This is a genomic window from Puia sp., from assembly GCF_035546395.1.
In the GTDB taxonomy this organism is placed as follows: Bacteria; Bacteroidota; Bacteroidia; order Chitinophagales; family Chitinophagaceae; genus Puia.
The window spans coordinates 535,594-553,506 of the sequence record NZ_DASZXR010000019.1 but is presented as its reverse complement, the minus strand read 5'-3'; the positions used below and the strand labels follow the sequence as shown (position 1 = coordinate 553,506).

At 55.2% G+C, this 17,913-nt stretch carries 13 protein-coding genes; all 13 read left to right on the top strand.

Annotated features, from left to right (window positions below):
• Window positions 1-111 precede the first annotated feature (111 nt).
• The 13 genes from dnaX (at window position 112) to VHE34_RS28650 (ending at window position 17,899) form a co-directional block, all read left to right on the top strand.
• Window positions 112-1,899: a DNA polymerase III subunit gamma/tau gene (dnaX, locus tag VHE34_RS28710; RefSeq protein WP_325594539.1), complete on the top strand. Its 1,788-nt coding sequence runs from the start codon at window positions 112-114 to the stop codon at window positions 1,897-1,899.
• 50 nt (window positions 1,900-1,949) lie between these two features.
• On the top strand, window positions 1,950-5,453 hold the full coding sequence (locus VHE34_RS28705) for a polysaccharide deacetylase family protein (RefSeq protein WP_325594537.1): 3,504 nt from the start codon (window positions 1,950-1,952) through the stop codon (window positions 5,451-5,453).
• A 93-nt stretch (window positions 5,454-5,546) separates the two neighbouring features.
• Window positions 5,547-7,193, top strand: a complete 1,647-nt coding sequence (locus VHE34_RS28700) for a pyruvate dehydrogenase complex dihydrolipoamide acetyltransferase (protein WP_325594535.1) — start codon at window positions 5,547-5,549, stop codon at window positions 7,191-7,193.
• Between the two features lie 135 nt (window positions 7,194-7,328).
• Window positions 7,329-7,550, top strand: coding sequence for an HTH domain-containing protein (locus VHE34_RS28695; RefSeq protein ID WP_325594533.1), 222 nt, complete (start codon window positions 7,329-7,331; stop codon window positions 7,548-7,550).
• Between the two features lie 544 nt (window positions 7,551-8,094).
• Entirely contained in the window at window positions 8,095-9,786 is a 1,692-nt protein-coding gene (locus VHE34_RS28690; RefSeq protein WP_325594531.1) for a DEAD/DEAH box helicase, read from the top strand.
• 22 nt (window positions 9,787-9,808) lie between these two features.
• Window positions 9,809-10,618 carry a chitinase gene (locus VHE34_RS28685; protein WP_325594529.1) on the top strand — a complete coding sequence of 270 codons (810 nt, stop codon included), beginning with the start codon at window positions 9,809-9,811 and terminating at the stop codon, window positions 10,616-10,618.
• An 83-nt stretch (window positions 10,619-10,701) separates the two neighbouring features.
• On the top strand, window positions 10,702-11,898 hold the full coding sequence (locus VHE34_RS28680) for a glycosyltransferase family 87 protein (RefSeq protein WP_325594528.1): 1,197 nt from the start codon (window positions 10,702-10,704) through the stop codon (window positions 11,896-11,898).
• A complete protein-coding gene (locus VHE34_RS28675; RefSeq protein ID WP_325594526.1) occupies window positions 11,895-12,767 on the top strand; it encodes a UbiA family prenyltransferase in 873 nt (290 codons plus the stop codon). Before VHE34_RS28680 ends, VHE34_RS28675 begins: the two co-directional genes overlap by 4 nt.
• 58 nt (window positions 12,768-12,825) lie before the next feature.
• A complete protein-coding gene (locus VHE34_RS28670) occupies window positions 12,826-13,917 on the top strand; it encodes a type III polyketide synthase (protein WP_325594524.1) in 1,092 nt (363 codons plus the stop codon).
• A gap of 10 nt (window positions 13,918-13,927) precedes the next feature.
• Entirely contained in the window at window positions 13,928-14,650 is a 723-nt protein-coding gene (locus VHE34_RS28665; protein WP_325594522.1) for a methyltransferase domain-containing protein, read from the top strand.
• Window positions 14,643-15,767: an NAD(P)/FAD-dependent oxidoreductase gene (locus tag VHE34_RS28660; protein WP_325594520.1), complete on the top strand. Its 1,125-nt coding sequence runs from the start codon at window positions 14,643-14,645 to the stop codon at window positions 15,765-15,767. Before VHE34_RS28665 ends, VHE34_RS28660 begins: the two co-directional genes overlap by 8 nt.
• A 99-nt stretch (window positions 15,768-15,866) precedes the next feature.
• On the top strand, window positions 15,867-17,303 hold the full coding sequence (locus tag VHE34_RS28655) for a hypothetical protein (protein WP_325594518.1): 1,437 nt from the start codon (window positions 15,867-15,869) through the stop codon (window positions 17,301-17,303).
• A gap of 80 nt (window positions 17,304-17,383) precedes the next feature.
• Window positions 17,384-17,899 carry a GbsR/MarR family transcriptional regulator gene (locus VHE34_RS28650; RefSeq protein ID WP_325594516.1) on the top strand — a complete coding sequence of 172 codons (516 nt, stop codon included), beginning with the start codon at window positions 17,384-17,386 and terminating at the stop codon, window positions 17,897-17,899.
• The last annotated feature ends 14 nt before the right edge of the window (window positions 17,900-17,913 follow it).

Here is a 17,913-nt window from a genome sequence, read left to right as displayed (position 1 = left end):
ACTTAACAACGTTAATAATCCAAATTTTCCCGGGATTATTTTTTCGAAGGTACGAAATCGCGGGTGGGCCGGGCGGCGGAAAAAATCGTACGTTTGCCATAGGAGATGCAAATGGATAAATTTATCGTTTCGGCCAGAAAATACAGGCCCCAGGATTTTTCGACGGTGGTGGGGCAGTCTCATATTACAACAACTTTAAAGAATGCTATCAGGAACAAGCAGTTAGCGCATGCTTTCCTGTTCTGTGGTCCGCGTGGGGTGGGCAAGACAACCTGTGCCCGTATCCTTGCAAAGACGATCAACTGCGAGAACATTACGCCGGACGGCGAGGCCTGCAACCGGTGTTCTTCCTGCGTATCCTTTAATGATGGGGCGTCCCTGAACATCCATGAGCTGGATGCCGCCAGCAACAACTCGGTGGACGATATCCGGACGCTGGTGGAGCAGGTACGATTTGCACCCCAGGCCGGTAAATACAAGGTATATATCATCGATGAGGTGCATATGCTCAGCACCTCGGCCTTCAATGCCTTTCTGAAAACGCTGGAGGAGCCGCCTCCTTATGCGATATTCATCCTGGCGACGACGGAAAAACATAAGATATTGCCCACGATCCTGTCGCGATGCCAGATCTTCGACTTCAAGCGGATCACCCCTGCCGATACGGTCGAGCATCTGCAGGACATCTGCACCAAGGAGGAGATCACGGCCGACAAGACCGCGCTGCAGGTGATCGCACAGAAGAGCGAGGGTTGTATGCGGGATGCGCTGAGCATTCTCGACAAGATCGTCAGCTTTACCAACGGCGAGCTTACCTATTCCAATACGCTGGAGCATTTGAATATCCTGGATGCGGACTATTATTTCCGGATTTTGGACGCCATGCAGCAGCAGGACCTTTCGGAGGCCCTGCTGGTCTACGATTCGATCAACCGGAAGGGATTTGAGGGCGACCTGGTGCTCAACGGGCTGGCCGAGTTCATCCGGAACCTGCTGGTCTGTAAGGATGAAAAAGTGGCGATGTTGCTGGAAGTGGTGGAGAGTTTCCGGGACCGGTATATTGCCGCGGGACGGGGAGCCGATGCGGGCTACCTGGTGAGCGCGCTGAATGTATTGAACGAAGCCGAGATCAATTATAAGTCCGCCCGAAATAAGCGCCTGCATGTGGAGCTGGCGCTGATCAAGCTGTGCTACCTGGCTCAGGCTTTGCAGGTGGTAGACGGCGGGAAAAAAAAACCTGAGACGGTGAGAGCGGTGTCCTTCCGGAATATCCCGGCGATGGAACTGGTTGTGCCGCGTGGTGGCGCGAAGCTGATGGTGGAGACCGGGATTGCGGAGCCGCAAGCGGCCCCGGTGAAGGAACCCGTCCGGGAACCGGAACCGGCGGCAGCAAAGAAGGCTATCCCCGGAACGGGGGCGGCTTCGGGGGCGGCTTCGGCGGCGCCATCGCTGGGGGCCCTTTCGAAGATCCGGCAGCAATTCAGCTCGAAGCAAGGGGGTGACGGGGCGGTGAGCATCCGGCCGTTGGAGCCGGAGGCACTTCAGAAGGCCTGGCAGCAATATGCCGATCAGCTACGGGAGAACCGAAATCCGGCGGTTCAGTCGCTGGAACTGGCCACCCTGCGGATCGTCGACGGGAACAGCTTTGAGGTGATCACGAACAATCCCCTCGAACAGAAGTTCGTTGAACACGAGAAACGAACCTTGTCCGAGCACCTTCAGAACGTCTTTTCGAACAAAATGATCTCTTTTACGGTGGTCGTCGTCGAAAGGGAAGATACGGAGGAGGGGCCGGCGGATCGACCACTGAACAAGCGGGAACAGTTCATTCAGATCGTGGAGCAATACCCGCTGGTGAAGGAACTTAAAGATAGGTTAAAGCTGGAACTGGATTACTGACAACTACCTGATTGGCGGGGATTTTGCCAATATGTACTGTATCTAAATCTATGACAGGCAACTCGACACCTCCTTCTACAACCCAGATCTTCCAAACAAATTCATCAGGCCGCTGGCAGCGGCTAAAGTGGGGTGGCAGGATCCTGCTGTTCTTCCTGGTCCTTGGGGTAGTCATCTTTTCGATCGCGGTCTCCCGGGACTATAAGCCCGCCCTTCCGCGGATGAAGGAGCAAAGCCAACTGTACAAGAAGGTGTTGGACACCAATAAGAGCATCCTTTTCAAGAACACCCTTATCGAACAATACGGAGGATTCCGGAAATATATTAACGAGAAGGTACCCTATCGGGGAGGGGCTTATCCCGGTGAATCCAAAAAGGATTCCGAGAAACTGGCCCAGCAACGGTCCAAAAAGGCCGATACCAGTTTCCGGTCGTTTACAAAATTCCCTACCGGGATCAGGGCCGCCTTCTATGTAGACTGGGATGCCCAGTCCTTTCTTTCGCTTCAACAGTATATCGACAAGATGAACCTGGTGATCCCCGAATGGATCTTTGTCGATCCGACCGCGGACACGATCTATACCGATATCGATTCCCGGGCCTGGGGAGTGATGAAGAAATCGGGGGTGAAGATCCTGCCGATCCTTTCCAACAACTATAAGGAGCTGTTCCGGGGTGACGCGGTGCACCGGATCATCAACGATCCGGCCAAGAAGCAGCGGCTCATCAACGACCTGATCAGGATCCTGGAGAGGAACAATTTCATCGGGGTGAATGTGGACTTTGAAGAGCTGGAGGAGAAAAGCGACGAGAAGCTGGTGGAATTCCAGAAGGACCTCTATGAGCAGCTCCATGCCCGGCACCTGCTGGTGACCCAGGATATCATTCCATTCAACGAAGATTACAACGTCAAGCAGTTGTCAAAATACAACGACTATGTACTCCTGATGGCCTATGACCAGTATTCCGACAATTCGGGTCCGGGGCCTATTGCCCACCAAAAATGGATCGAGGGCGCGGTCGATGCCGCCGTGAAATATGTTCCGGAGAGCAAGTTGATCCTTTGCCTGGCGGCCTATGGCTATGACTGGCGGCTGGGTAAGGAGATGTCGAGCCGTACGGTGAGCTATCAGCAGGCGTTGTTCACGGCAAAGGATAACGACGCCAAGATCGATTTCGACAATGACTCTTACAATCTGCACTACGATTATGACGACGAGGACAATGTGCGTCACCAGGTGCAGTTCACGGATGCGGCAACGACCTTCAATGCCTTGCGGTTTGCCACGGAATACGGGCTGGCTGGGACATCCCTTTGGCGGCTGGGGGATGAGGACCCGCGGGTGTGGGATTTCTATGACCAGGACATGCAGAAGTCGTCGGTGGCGCATTTCAACTTCGCCGCGTTCAGCAAGGTGGATGCGATGGCCAATGCGGATTTTGTGGACTATGAGGGGAGTGGAGAGGTGTTGGATGTCATTGGGACGCCGACCAACGGGCGGATCACGCCGGAGGTGAATACGGGAGAGATGCTGATCAGTGAGGAGAGCTATGACAGTCTGCCGTCGCGATTCGTTGCCCGGAAGTACGGAACCACCGACAGCATGAAGCTGGTGCTGACGTTTGACGATGGCCCCGATCCCGACTATACGCCCAAGATACTCGATATCCTCAGCCGGTACCATGTCCCGGCAACTTTCTTTGTCGTGGGCATCAATGCGGAGAACAATATTCCCATCGTGAAGCGGGAGTTCAAGGAGGGGCATGAGATCGGCAACCATACGTTCACCCATCCGAATATCGCCAAGGTCAGTACGCGGCGGGCCATCCTGGAGATGGAGTCGACGCGGCTGCTGATAGAGTGTATCACGGGCCGGAGCACTATCATGTTCCGGGCGCCCTACAATGCGGATTTCGAGCCGGAGAAATGGGAGGAGCTGATCCCCGTGGCCATTGCGCGGAAGAAGAACTACCTGGACATCGGGGAGTCCATCGATCCGTTGGACTGGGAGCCGGGCACCCCGGCCGACAGCATCGTTGAACGGGTGATCCGGCGCAAGAACGAGATGACGAAGGCGGGTCTCAGCGGGAATATCATTTTGCTGCATGATGCGGGTGGCGAGGGCCGGGAATCGACAGTCGAGGCGCTGCCCCGGATCATCGACTATTTTCAGAAGCGGGGCTTCCGGTTCACCACGGTGGCGGATATCCTCGGCAAGACGAAGGACGAGATGATGCCGCCCGTGCCGAAGGGAAGCGGTTATTACCTGTTGCAGATAAACTATTACTTTGCGGAGATCGGCTATTGGGGAAGTCATATCCTGTTCTCCGCCTTTGTCGTGTTCATGATCCTGTCGGTGAGCCGGGTTCTGTTCATCGCCGTTATTGCCACGAAGGAGCATTTCCGGGAAAAGAAATATGGCTACCAGCCCTTCTGGTCGGTGAGTGGGAAAGACGCGCCGCTGGTGAGCATCATCGTGCCGGCCTATAACGAAGAGGTCAATGCCGTCGGCAGTGTGCAGAGTCTGCTGAAGGGGAATTATCCGAATATCGAGATCATCTTTGTCAATGATGGCAGCCAGGATGCGACCTATGAACGGGTGCGGGAAGTCTTTGCCGGCAATCCCAAGGTGAAGGTGTATACAAAGCCCAACGGCGGGAAGGCTTCGGCGCTGAATTTCGGTATCAGCCGGAGCGAGGCGGAGTTCGTCATCTGTATCGATGCCGATACGAAGCTGCTGCCCAATGCCGTGTCGCTGATGATGGAGCATTTTGGCGAGCGTTCGGGGAAACCGAACCGGAATGAAGGGCCGGTGGGTGCGGTGGCCGGCAATGTTAAGGTGGGTAACCAGGTGAACCTGCTGACACGCTGGCAGGCCATCGAATATATCAGCAGCCAGAACTTCGACCGGAAGGCGTTCTCTTATTTAAACGCCATCACGGTGGTGCCAGGGGCTATCGGTGCGTTCAGAAAGCAAGCTATCGAAGAAGCGGGTGGATTTACGACCGACACTCTGGCGGAGGACTGCGACCTGACCATCCGGATCCTGCGTTGCGGGTATGTCATCGAGAACGACAACCGGGCCATTGCGATGACGGAGGCGCCGGAGACGCTGAAACAGTTCTTCAAACAGCGGTTCCGGTGGAGCTATGGGGTGATGCAAACCTTCTGGAAGAACCGGGATGCGCTGATGAACTGGAAATACCGGTGGCTGGGCTGGGCAGCGTTACCGAATATCCTGATCTTTCAATATGTCATCCCCTTTGTCATTCCGTTGGCCGATTTCTTTATGATCGTGGGGCTGCTGACGGGCAATGCTTCGAAGATCGGTGGTTATTACCTCGTCTTTATGCTGGTGGATCTCGCCGTGGCGCTGCTGGCTTTCTCCTTTGAGCGGGAGAACCTGGCGCGGCTGGTCTGGCTGATCCCGCAGCGGTTGATCTGGCGCTGGCTGACCTGGCTGGTGTTATTCAGGGCCGTTCGCCGGGCGTTGAAAGGCGAGCTGCAGCATTGGGGTGTGCTGAAACGCACGGGCAATGTACAAGTGGTGTAGGCGGAGGATGCGGTTGATGGGCTAATTTTGCCCAGGCCGTCAACCGCAACCAAAATTGTGTTAATTTCACGGCTCCAAATACTAAAATTTTTTATGGCTGAAGTTATTTTAATGCCCCGGTTGAGCGATACGATGACGGAAGGGGTCATCGCGGCATGGCATAAGAAAGTGGGCGAATCCGTCAAGAAAGGCGAGCTGCTGGCGGAAGTAGAAACGGACAAGGCGACGATGGACCTGGAGAGTTATAAGGACGGTACGTTATTATATACAGGTACGGATAAAGGCGGCAAGATCCAGGTAAACGATCTGCTGGCCATTATCGGCGCTCCGGGGGAAGATATCAGCAGTTTGGTCAAGGGTGGTGGTGCAGCGCCTGCGCCCAGGTCTTCGACTGTTCCGGCGGCGGCACCTGCGCCGGCGGCGGCTCCGGCCGGCGGCGGCATCGATGTTTCCAAACAGGAAGAGGTGATCCTGATGCCCCGCCTGAGCGATACGATGACGGAAGGGGTCATTGCCGACTGGCATAAGAAAGTAGGAGATACGGTAAAGAAAGGGGATATTCTTGCTGACATCGAGACGGACAAGGCGACAATGGAGTTGGAAAGCTATAAGGAGGGAAAGCTCCTGTTCATCGGCGCCCAGAAAGGGGAAAAGATCGCCGTGAACGATCTGCTTGCCGTGATCGGCGACGAAAAGAAGGTGAATCTGGATGCAATTGTTGCGAGTTCGAAAAATAAGGGTGTTGCGGGTCCGGTTGCCGCTCCTGCGGCGGCCCAGGGTGCGGCGGCGCCTGTGGCGGCCCAAGGATCAGAGCCTGATCATGCGGGTCTTTCGGTTAGCGCCGATGGCCGGATCAAGGCTTCTCCGCTGGCCAGGAAGCTGGCTGCGGAGAAGGGGATCGATATTTCGAAAGTTGCCGGCAGTGGTGATAACGGCCGGATCGTGAAGAAGGATGTCGACAGTTATACGCCTTCCAAGGCCGCTGCGACGGCGGCACAGCCGGCGTCGGCAGGTAAGCCTGCCGGCATATCGGCCGGTCAGGGGGTGGTTCAGGGCCAGGAAAGCTTTGAGGAGGTACCGGTCTCGCAGATGCGGAAGGCTATTTCGAGAAGATTGTCGGAGAGCAAGTTCACCGCGCCGCACTTCTACGTTACGATGTCCATCGATATGGACAGCGCGGTACAGGCTCGGGCAAAACTGAATGAGACCTCGCCGGTAAAGATCTCTTTCAACGATCTGGTGCTGAAGGCGGTGGCTATTGCCCTGAGACAGCATCCGGCTGTCAACAGCAGCTGGAGGGGTGAGACGATCCGGGTAAACCATCATGTACATATCGGGGTGGCGGTAGCCATCGAGGATGGGTTGATCGTGCCGGTGGTACGGTTCGCCGATACGAAGAGCTTGTCGCAGATCGCCGGGGAAGTGAAGGACCTGGCGGGTCGTGCGAAGAGCAAGAAGCTGCAGCCGGCGGAATACGAGGGAAGCACCTTTACGATTTCCAATATGGGGATGTTCGGCGTGGAGGAATTCACGGCGATCATCAATGCGCCCAATGCGTGTATCCTTGCCGTTAGTGCGATCCAGCAGGTGCCTGTTGTCAAGAACGGGGCGATCGTTCCGGGTAATGTGATGAAGCTTACGCTGAGCTGCGATCACCGGGTTGTGGATGGGGCTACGGGTTCCGCGTTCCTTCAGACGGTGAAGAGTTTCCTCGAGGAGCCGCTGCGTATGATGATCTAGGTATAGATAAATTTCTATAAAGGCCGATGAGTGTTCCCATTTATCGGCCTTTCTTTTTGGGATAGGGGAATCTGCTTTTTGTTATTTTGAGTTGGGTTAGGTGCTTCTGAGGGGTAGCGATAAAAAAATCCTATTATGAAGCATTACCTTAGCCTTCTCCTCCAGCTTGATCAATTTATCCGTCAGAAAGGGACCGGTTCTCCGCCTGAGTTCGCCCGGAAGATGGGCATTTCCGAGCGCAGTTTATATGAATACCTGAAAGTGTTGAAGGAACTTGGGGCGCCGATCCGGTTCTCGCGCCAGGATCATTCCTACTATTATGAGATCGAGGGCCAATTCCATGTAAGCTTTCAATGAGACAGGCCGTCTCTGGACAAAAAGTAGACGGCCTCATAATGTCCGGTTTCGCTTCGCTCACTGGTAAATCAGAAGTCCCCTCATAGACATGAGGGGACCCTTTAAACCTTATCCTTTCGAGTCCTCTGTAGAAACAGACGGCTCTCAAGAACTGTGTCCTTGCTGTTCCAACCAAACTTTAACTGTTAGAAAAATTTTGAACGGCCAGCCATCCCTTTTTCTGACCGGCCTGTGGCCGTTTATCGGAGCCTTAACCTGGGTGGCTGTGTTGAGTGAACCGTTGTTGAAACAAATATAGGACAAAAATGACATGCGGACCAAAAAGACCGCAATATTTTTTCCAATTTTTTGGCTTTTCCCTGGATTTTCTTCTAATGTGTTGATTGTCAATTATAATCGGAGAAGTTGGCTATTCGCTATCAATGTGCTAACTTTGCGTCCGTTATATTCCTTTCTAATCACTTTCGTGACAACCTTCTGTATATACTCCTGAAGGATATTGCTGAGTAGATGGGCTTTTTTCAATATTATAAATAGAATCATTTTGTCATTTCAAAATCTCAATCTCATTGAGCCTTTGCTAAAGGCTTTGAACGATGAGGGATATTCGACACCCACGCCTATCCAACAACAGGCTATACCGATTATCCTTGAACGAAAAGACCTGCTGGGCTGTGCCCAGACGGGCACGGGCAAGACTGCAGCGTTTGCTCTTCCCTTACTCCAATTGTTATGCGAAGATGCTGCCGGCGTGAACGAGAATACCCGTCATGGGGGGGCACGGACGGTCAAGGCCCTGATCCTTACGCCGACGCGGGAGCTGGCGATCCAGATAGATGAGAGCTTTGCCGCATACGGCCGGCATACGGGCGTACGGCATACGGTCATTTTCGGCGGAGTGCCGCAGAATCCGCAGGTGCAGGCGTTGCAACGCGGCGTAGATGTGTTGGTTGCGACCCCGGGCAGGCTGCTCGATCTTTGTGATCAGAAGCTGCTTCGCCTGGACTCGATCAAATATTTCGTCCTGGACGAAGCCGACCGCATGCTGGACATGGGTTTTATCAACGATGTCCGCAAGATCCTGGCGCGTTTGCCGCAGAAGAAGCATTCGTTGTTCTTTTCGGCCACGATGCCGCCGGAGATACAGAAACTGTCGGGCTCGATCCTGGTCAATCCGTCCAAGGTGGAGGTGACCCCGGTCTCTTCTACGGCCGATACTATCCAGCAATCGATCTATTTCGTCGATAAAAAAGATAAGCGGAGTCTCCTGCTGCATATCCTGAAGAACAGCGCGATCCCTACTGCCCTTGTGTTCACGCGAACCAAGCATGGGGCGGACAAGGTAGCGCAGGGTTTGACGCGGGCGGGTATCCGGGCGGAGGCCATCCACGGCAACAAATCGCAGAATGCGAGACAGCGGGCGCTGGAAAACTTCAAGAGCCGGCATACGCGCATCCTGGTGGCGACCGATATCGCGGCGCGGGGGATCGACATCGACGACCTTACGCACGTGATCAATTTCGAGCTTCCCAACGTGCCGGAGACTTATGTTCACCGCATAGGCCGTACCGGTAGAGCCGGCGCCAGCGGCACGGCCCTGTCGTTCTGCGATGGCGAAGAAAAAGAATTCCTGCGGGACATCCAGAAGCTGATCTCCCGGCAGATCCCGGTGGTGGAAGACCATCCGCATGCTATGCATGCTTCGCTGGCTACGCATAGCCCGGTATCGGAGGATGTCGTCGCCCGTGCGGAGGCCAACCGGAATCACGGGGGCGGCAACGGCGGCAGAAGTAACCATGGCGGCAACCGGAATCGTGATAAGCAGCGGAGACCCGGTCAGTCTCAAAACAGTCAGCAGCAGGGTCGTCCGCCCAGGCGCGATTCGCAACCGGCCCAACGCCGCGAGCCGGTTCAACGGCCCGAGCCGCAGCCCGGACAGGCGACGAGTGAGGCGCCCGGACTTCTCCTGCATGAATCTCAGCCTGAGCAGCAACAGGAGCAACGGCGGGATCACGGGCCTGAGCAACGGCGCGACCGGCAGCCTGAGCAGCGCAAGGGCGAGGGCGGTGGCCGTGGACGCGATCGCCAGTCCGAGCGTGGCAAGGGCGAGGCCACCGGCGTTCGGAAGCCCCGGCCCAATCCCGAGCAATTGGCTAACCCCGGAGAAAAGAAGAAATTCGAGGAAACCAATTTCTCGGTGAAGATCAACCGGAGCGAAGGCGACGAAAAATGGTAGATTTTGCCTAGTTTTGAGCGGCATGCAGGTTCTCATTCTTTGTTTTGCAGCGTGGGTCCTGGCGGGACCGGTCACTCCCTCGGATCGAGACGGGTCTTCCGGCGTCGCGGACTTGCTGACCCGGCAGCAGTATGAGCGGTTTTTTCCACATCATGATCGCCTTTATACGTACGAGGCATTTATAAAAGCGGCGGCCAGTTTCCCTTTATTCGCCGGAGAAGGTTCTCCGGATGTGCGTAAGCGGGAACTGGCCGCTTTTTTTGCGCACGCCGCGCACGAGACCACCGATGGTGGGCCCGGATCGGCGGGCGGCCCTTATGCCTGGGGGCTTTTCTATACAGAAGAGGTGGGTTGCAAGGATGGACATTGTACCGTCTACAATACCGGCGGCACCAGCCCGTATCGGCCGGCACCTGGTAAATCCTATTACGGCCGCGGACCGCTGCAGCTGAGCTATGCCTATAACTATGGCCAGGCCGGAGCGGATATGAACCTGCCGTTGCTGGCCAGACCGGAATTAGTGAGCCAGGACGGGGTGATCGCTTTTCGGGCGGCCCTGTGGTTCTGGATGAAGCCACAGCCGCCAAAACCTTCCTGTCATGATGTGATCTGCGGCAAATGGACGCCTGGCGCCGAGGATCTGCGGTTGGGGCGCAAGCCGGGTTTTGGAATGACGATCAATATCATCAACGGCGGTATCGAGTGCCGTGGCAACGAGCCGGCAATAAAAGGGAACCGGGAGGACCGGATCGGCTTCTACCGGCGCTTTGCCCGACTATTGGGGACTACGGTGGAGTCGGATTGCGATTGCGCCGATATGAAGCCTTACTAATAGCGCAATTTGACGCCGATCGCTGATGTCTGGCCTTCGGCCGATGGGCCCGCGGCCCATCAAGAGGCAAATAAATGTAAACTATGACCTCAGCCAAAACGAATCTTCTTCGCATCTGGAAGTCCCACTCTCTTTCGATCGCATTTCTCGGCTATCTACTGATCACGATCATCGCCACCACTCAGGGGCTCACCGCAGGGTTGAAGGTGTATGTGCCGGGAGGCCGGGCCTATATCGACTACAACAATTTCCGCATCTTTAAATTCTCGTTCTACCATCTTATCCATAACCAGGATATCTACCGGTTGTTCCCCGACGACCACTGGGACCTTTACAAATACAGTCCGGCTTTTGCGCTATGTTTCGGCTTTCTTTCCTGGATGCCGGATATCTTTGGGCTGTTCCTGTGGAATATGATCAACTCTTTTTGCCTGTTGGCGGGCATTCGCCTGTTGCCGGACCTCTCCGATGAGAAGAAGAGCTTTATCCTGCTCTTCTGCCTGCTGGAGATGTTGCTGTCGATCCAGAATACCCAAAGCAACGGGCTGATGGCCGGGTTGATCGTGCTTGCCTTCGCCTTCGCCGAACGCCGGAATTACCTGCTGTCAACCCTTTGTATCGTTTTCTCGTTCTATATAAAAATCTACGGCGCCCTGGCCTTCGTTATGTACCTATTTTATCCCGGCAAGCTTCGCCTGTTCGGCTGGTCGCTCTTCTGGATGGCGTTCTTTGCGCTGATCCCGCTGGTGGTCGTGAGCGGGCCGCAGCTGCTGTTCCTGTATAACAGCTGGTGGCATCTGCTGATCGATGACCGGTCTGCTTCCACGGGGGTTTCCGTGATGGGCATTATGGTCAGCTGGTTCCATCTTCCGGGCGCCAAGAATTGGGTCACGCTGGCCGGCATTGGGCTGTTCCTCTTACCGCTGGTCCAGGTCCGCCGGTACAAAGAGCTATCCTTTCGTTTTCTCTACCTGGCATCGATGCTCATCTGGATGGTGATCTTCAACCACAAGGCGGAGTCGCCCACGTATATCATCGTCATGAGCGGCATCGGCATCTGGTACTGGTCGCAGCAGCCCGCCAGTATGACCGACCGGGTATTGCTGATCCTCTCCTTCCTGCTGATCACCATGTCTGTTTCAGACCTGGTGCCGGCGCCGGTACGAAACGGCTTTATCCGGCCTTATGGGATAAAAGGGGTGATGGCTATCGTCGTCTGGGTGTGGATCGTCCGGCAACAACTTTTTACCAATTCATCACTAAAGCCTGCCCGGCGATGAAAAAAGCCCCCTCTTCCACCCTGCAGTTGTTGCGCCTGCCATTCTCCTTCTTCCTGATGCCGGTGTATTGGTTCGCGTTAAGCCAGGTGGTGGAGGGCAGGGATTGGGCCCGGGCCTTGCTGATCTTTTTTATCCTGCACGGCCTGGTCTATCCGGCCAGTAACGGTTACAACAGCTATATGGACCGGGACACTACGCCGATCGGCGGACTGGAAAATCCATTGCCGCCGACGCGCGAGCTGTTTTGGGTGACGCTGGCGATGGATGCGGTGGCGCTGGTCCTCGGATTCCTGATCGGGTTTCCGTTCGCAGCGGGGCTGGCGGTGTATATTCTTGCTTCGAGGGCCTACAGCTATCGGGGAATCCGGCTAAAGAGGTACCCTTTGACCGGTTGGTTGACGGTGATCAGCTGCCAGGGTGCGTTGATCTTTTGGATCGTTTACCAGGGGAGCCACAGATCCGGGGCGCCGGCGGATGTTTCTTCCGTCGCCCCAGCCATGCTTGCCGCTTCCCTGCTGCTAGGTGGTTTTTACCCACTTACGCAGATCTACCAGCATGAGGCCGACCGGCAGGATGGCGTACGGACCCTAAGCATGGTATTAGGCTATCGCGGCAGCTTTGTCTTTACGGGATTGATCTATGGGGTCGCCTTCGGGGTCCTGGCCTATTATTTCCTATCCACCCTGCAGGTCAAAGAATTTTACGTACTGGCAACCTGTATGCTTCCTGTAATCGTTTATTTTTGGATATGGGCCATCAGGGTCTGGCGGGACCCGGCGGCGGCTAATTTTGCCAATACCATGCGAATGAACCTGCTGGCTTCGATCTGTACCAATGCCGGATTCATCGCCGTGCTGGTAATGAGTTAACGCGGGTGGTCCCATCTTTGCGGGTTTATCCCTGCATATATACCATCAATCACAACTATTGAGTAAGATCATTTCTATCGGAACGGCGGTACCGGCCTATCAGCATCGACAGGAAGACATCCTGCCCTTTATGCAGCGGATCTACGGCCTTGAGCGGGATTCGGTGCGGAAATTGAGATATCTCTATCATCAAAGCGGCATCCGGTCGAGGTACTCCGTTATCCCGGACTATTCGCGGCCGGTAAGACAATGGCAGTTCTATCCGCCGACGGAGAACCTCGAGCCTTTTCCCTCGCTCGAGATGCGGATGCGATGGTACCAGGAGCATGCTGCACCGCTGTCGTTGTCGGCCATCCGAAATTGCCTCGACGACGTGCTGGACTTACACGAGATCACACACCTCATCACGGTCAGCTGTACGGGTATGAGTGCGCCGGGACTGGACCTGGAGCTGGTGGAAGCATTGGGTCTGCCGGCCACGCTTTTCCGGACGTCCATCAATTTCATGGGCTGCTATGCGGCGGTCCATGCCCTCAAGCTGGCGCATGCCCTGGCGGGCGCCGGATCGGGAGCCCGCGTACTGATCGTATGTACCGAGCTGTGTACCCTGCATTTTCAGCAGGAGCCTACGCTGGACAATATGCTCTCCAGTCTGCTTTTTGCGGACGGTTCCGCCGCCGCGCTGGTCACTTCCGACGATCATCCGCGAAAAGGTTTGCAACTGAAGCATTTCTATTCGGAGATCATGCCGCGGGGACAGGTAGACATGACCTGGGCCCTTTCTTCGACGGGATTCCGGATGACGCTGACCAGCTATGTTACCGATATCATCCGGGCCGATTTTTCGAAGCTGGTCCGTCATGCGCTGGACCAATGTGGCCTCGCCCGGGAGGATATCCATCATTGGTGCATCCATCCCGGCGGAAAGAAGATCCTGGATGCGATAGATAAAAGCCTCTCCTTTACCAGCGGCCATTTGGACCATAGCTATGCCGTGCTGGAACAGTTCGGCAATATGTCTTCGGCCACTCTTCTTTTTGTGCTGAAGCGCATCCTGAATGACCCTTCCAATACAGGGTCAAATTGTATATTCGGGGCGGCCTTTGGCCCGGGTCTCACGATGGAGACCTTCGTCGCGGAACCGACTTAAACCAATCGATATGCCTGGCAAACCCGATCTCTCGAAGCGCAGTTATGAAAAGGAGCTGCTGGACGGCGAGGGCTTGCCTTTTGCGGCAATAGAAAGGAATATGCTGGAGTTGGATTTTATCAATACCTGGCTCGGCGGGCATGCCATCAGTATCCGTGGGCTTGCCGAGTTGGCCGATGGATGCCGCCGGTGTCATATCTGCGAGATCGGGTGTGGTGGCGGCGATAACTTACGTGTACTTGACCGTTGGTGCCGGCGGCGCGGGATCGAGACCCGCATCACCGGTATCGACAGCAACGAACATTGCATCGAGGTAGCGCGGCAACGCTGGAAGGGGGACAATGCCAACTGGGTTCATTCGGACTACCGGGCGGTATCCTTTGGCGGCGAGCGACCCGATATCGTGTTCTCTTCGCTTTTCTGCCATCATTTTAGAGATGAGGAGCTGGTCCCGCAACTGCAGTGGATGGAAGGGCAAGCGCGGGTGGGATGGTTCATCAACGATCTTCACCGGCACCGGACGGCCTATCATGCGATACGGCTGTTGACGGGCTGGTTCTCTTCGTCCTACCTGGTAAAGAACGATGCGCCGTTATCGGTGTTGCGGGGTTTCCGCCGGGGGGAATGGGAAGGTCTGCTTAGGCAGGCCGGCGTCGGCGGATGGTCGGTAAAATGGCAATGGGCCTTTCGGTGGCTCATCGTCGCGCGAACGGGAGGGAAGGTCTATGTATGACGTCATCATCGCGGGAGGAGGGCTGGCAGGGCTTGGGCTTTCGATCCAGTTGGTCAGGGCCGGCTATCGTGTGGCCTTGTTCGAGAAAGAGAGTTTTCCATATCACAAGGTATGCGGCGAATATATCAGCCTGGAGAGCTGGAACTTCCTGGAAGAGCTGGGTCTGCCGCTCAGCGACTGGAACCTTCCGATCATCCGGACACTGCGGATGTCGGCGCCGAACGGCCGTGCGCTGGAGCAGGAACTGCCGCTGGGCGGTTTTGGCATCAGCCGTTACAAGCTCGATGCGGCGCTGGCGGATATCGCCCGATCGGAAGGTGTGGAATTGTATGAGGCTACCCGGGTGACGGATATCGTTTTCGACCGGGAGGTCTTCACCGTTGTCACTTCCATCGGGTGCTTTTCGGCCAGGGTAGCCTGTGGCGCTTTCGGGAAAAGAAGCAATCTCGACGTTCGGTGGAAGCGCGCCTTTATCCGCAAGCGGTCGACGCGGCTGAACAATTATGTAGGCGTAAAATACCATGTCACGGCAAACTTACCGGCCGACCTTATCGCCCTGCATCATTTTCCCCATGGCTATTGCGGCATCTCGAAGATCGAAGACAACCGATATTGTCTTTGCTATATGACGACGGCCGCCAATCTCCAGGCCAGCGGGAACTCCATCGCCGAAATGGAAGCAACCATCCTGCGCACCAATCCGTACCTCGATGAATTGTTTGCCTCGACGGCAAGGCTCTATCCGCAGCCCGTAACCATTGCCCAGATCAGCTTCGAAAAAAAGACCCAGGTGGAAGATCATGTCCTGCTGATCGGCGATTCGGCGGGGATGGCGCCGCCTTTGTCCGGTAACGGAATGAGCATGGCGCTACATGGGAGCAAGATCGCATTTGGATGTATCAACGACTTCTTAAACGGAGAAATAGCCCGCTATCAGCTGGAACAGGAATGGATCGATCGATGGAACAGGGAGTTCGGGAGACGGTTATGGATGGGACGGCTTCTTCAACGTTGGTTTGGGACTGTGTCGCGTACGAATCTTTTGCTATATTCGCTGAAACCTTTCCCAGGATTGGTTTCCTTTTTGATCAGACAAACACACGGCCAACCGTTCTAAGACGTCCATTCTCCTGTTTAGCACAAACCGTAACCCTTTATCCCACCGAAGACCTCGATGATTTTTCCTTGACTGTCAATTAATTGCAAATTAATGACCATGAAACTCGTTGCAACGGGAGTATTTTTCGTCTTAATCTGTACGTTCCAGGGTCTTGGGCAGAACTATCAAGCCATCAACGGGTCGCCTTTTGCGGGCGCGATGGGGGCTGCCAATAACCCGGCGGCCATCCTGAGCACGCCCTATCCCTGGGATATCACAGTTTTCTCTACCCAGCTGAAGAATACCACCAATGCGATCACCTTCTCCGATCTTTCCTATATTTCCCATAAGGACACAGTAGGCTACAAATGGAAGACCGGGTTTCTGAAGCGGTATGCCGCATTCAACTACAATGTTCATCTTTTGAATGTCCGGCTGAATATCGGGCGGAACCAGGCTATTTCCTTTGGCGCCAACGTGCGGGGTTATGTGTCCGCAAGAACGTCCAATGTCAATTATAACGACACGTTGCAGGACATGAACCAGTTCTTCAGCATCAACGATGGGACCACCTATGCGGCACGGGTGGTGGGCAGCAGCTGGCTGGAATTGTACGGCACCTATAGCCGGACAATATGGGACGATGCCATTGGCCGGCTGAATGCGGGTATCACGCTTCATGCCCAGCGGGCACTTGCAGGGGCCTTTGCGCAACTCACCAACAGCACGGTGAAGCGTAACGTGGTGGATACCGTGACCTTCTATACGCTGCAGGCGGGAAGCGCCAGGTATGGTTATTCGTCGAACTTCGACTCCTGGCACAGTAACCGAAGCACCAATGACAACCTGAAGGATATTTTCAAGCAGTCCCGTGCGGGGGCGGCCGTCGATCTGGGCGTTGAATACCTGGTGAAGCCGCAGGGCGTTTCCATCGACGGTCATGAAGACGACTATTATGACTATGACTGGAAGATCGGCGTCTCCCTGATGGACCTCGGCGCCAATATGTTCCAGTATGGATCGGAGAGCCGTGAAGTGAGCAATCCCAAGACCGCCACTTCCGACTTCGATCTGAACAATAAATTCAATTATGTCTCCAGTTTCCGCGAGTTCAATGACAGTCTCTCGACGGTGGTGAATTCGGTGGCGCGCCTGCATGGGCGTTTTATCATCTGGAATCCCGCACGGGTCGTGATCAATGTGGACCGGATGCTTCCGGAGCATTTTGCCCTCAACACGGAGCTGACGCTGAACCTCGGCGGCAATGGTCCGCGGCTGTTCACAAAGGAGATCACGCTGTTCGCACTGACGCCCCGATGGGAGACCCGGAGCCTGGGCGGCTATCTGCCCATGACGGTGACCACGGATGGCCAGGTTTGGGTCGGCGGGGCCGCCAAGCTGGGTCCGTTGCTGTTTGGCGTGCATAACTGGGCGACGGTATTCTCCAAAACCAAGACCCAGAATGGAGGTTTTTATCTGTCGGTGGTGATCCGGCCAGGGAAGAAAGGGTTCTCGGCCCGTGAGGATAAGCAGTATACCTGTCCGAAACTGTAGTTGCGATTTTGCGATCGGCCGGAGGAAGTGGCTTGTTTTCAATTATTCTTGAAAGTTTCGAAATTTTATTATCTTTGACCATGCAACTGGCAGAAGCAAAAGCCCGGTTTATTGCGGACTGGGGAAGATTCGGCACCAACTGGGGTATCAATCGCACGATGGCGCAGATCCATGCGCTGTTGCTGATCAGTCCCGACCCGCTGAGTGCGGATGCCGTTATGGAGGAGCTGGCGATCAGCCGGGGGAATGCGAATATGAATCTCCGGGAGTTGATCGACTGGGGGTTGGTGCGGAAGGTGTTGATCCCAGGGGAGAGAAAGGAGTTCTTTTCGGCGGAGAAGGATATCTGGAGGGTAGCGCGGCAGATCGTCAAGGAGCGGAAGAAAAGGGAGCTGGACGTGATGATCCCGGTGTTACAGGAGTTGAGTGATGTGGAGGGGGACAAGAAGGATAAGCATGTGAAGACCTTCACCGACACGATCAACAATATCCGCAAGTTCAGCGAGCAGGCCGATAAGACGCTGGATACGATGATCAAGGCGGATGAGCATTGGTTTTTCGGGAGCCTGGTGAAGCTTTTTGCCGGGAAGAGTTGATTGTTGATGATTGT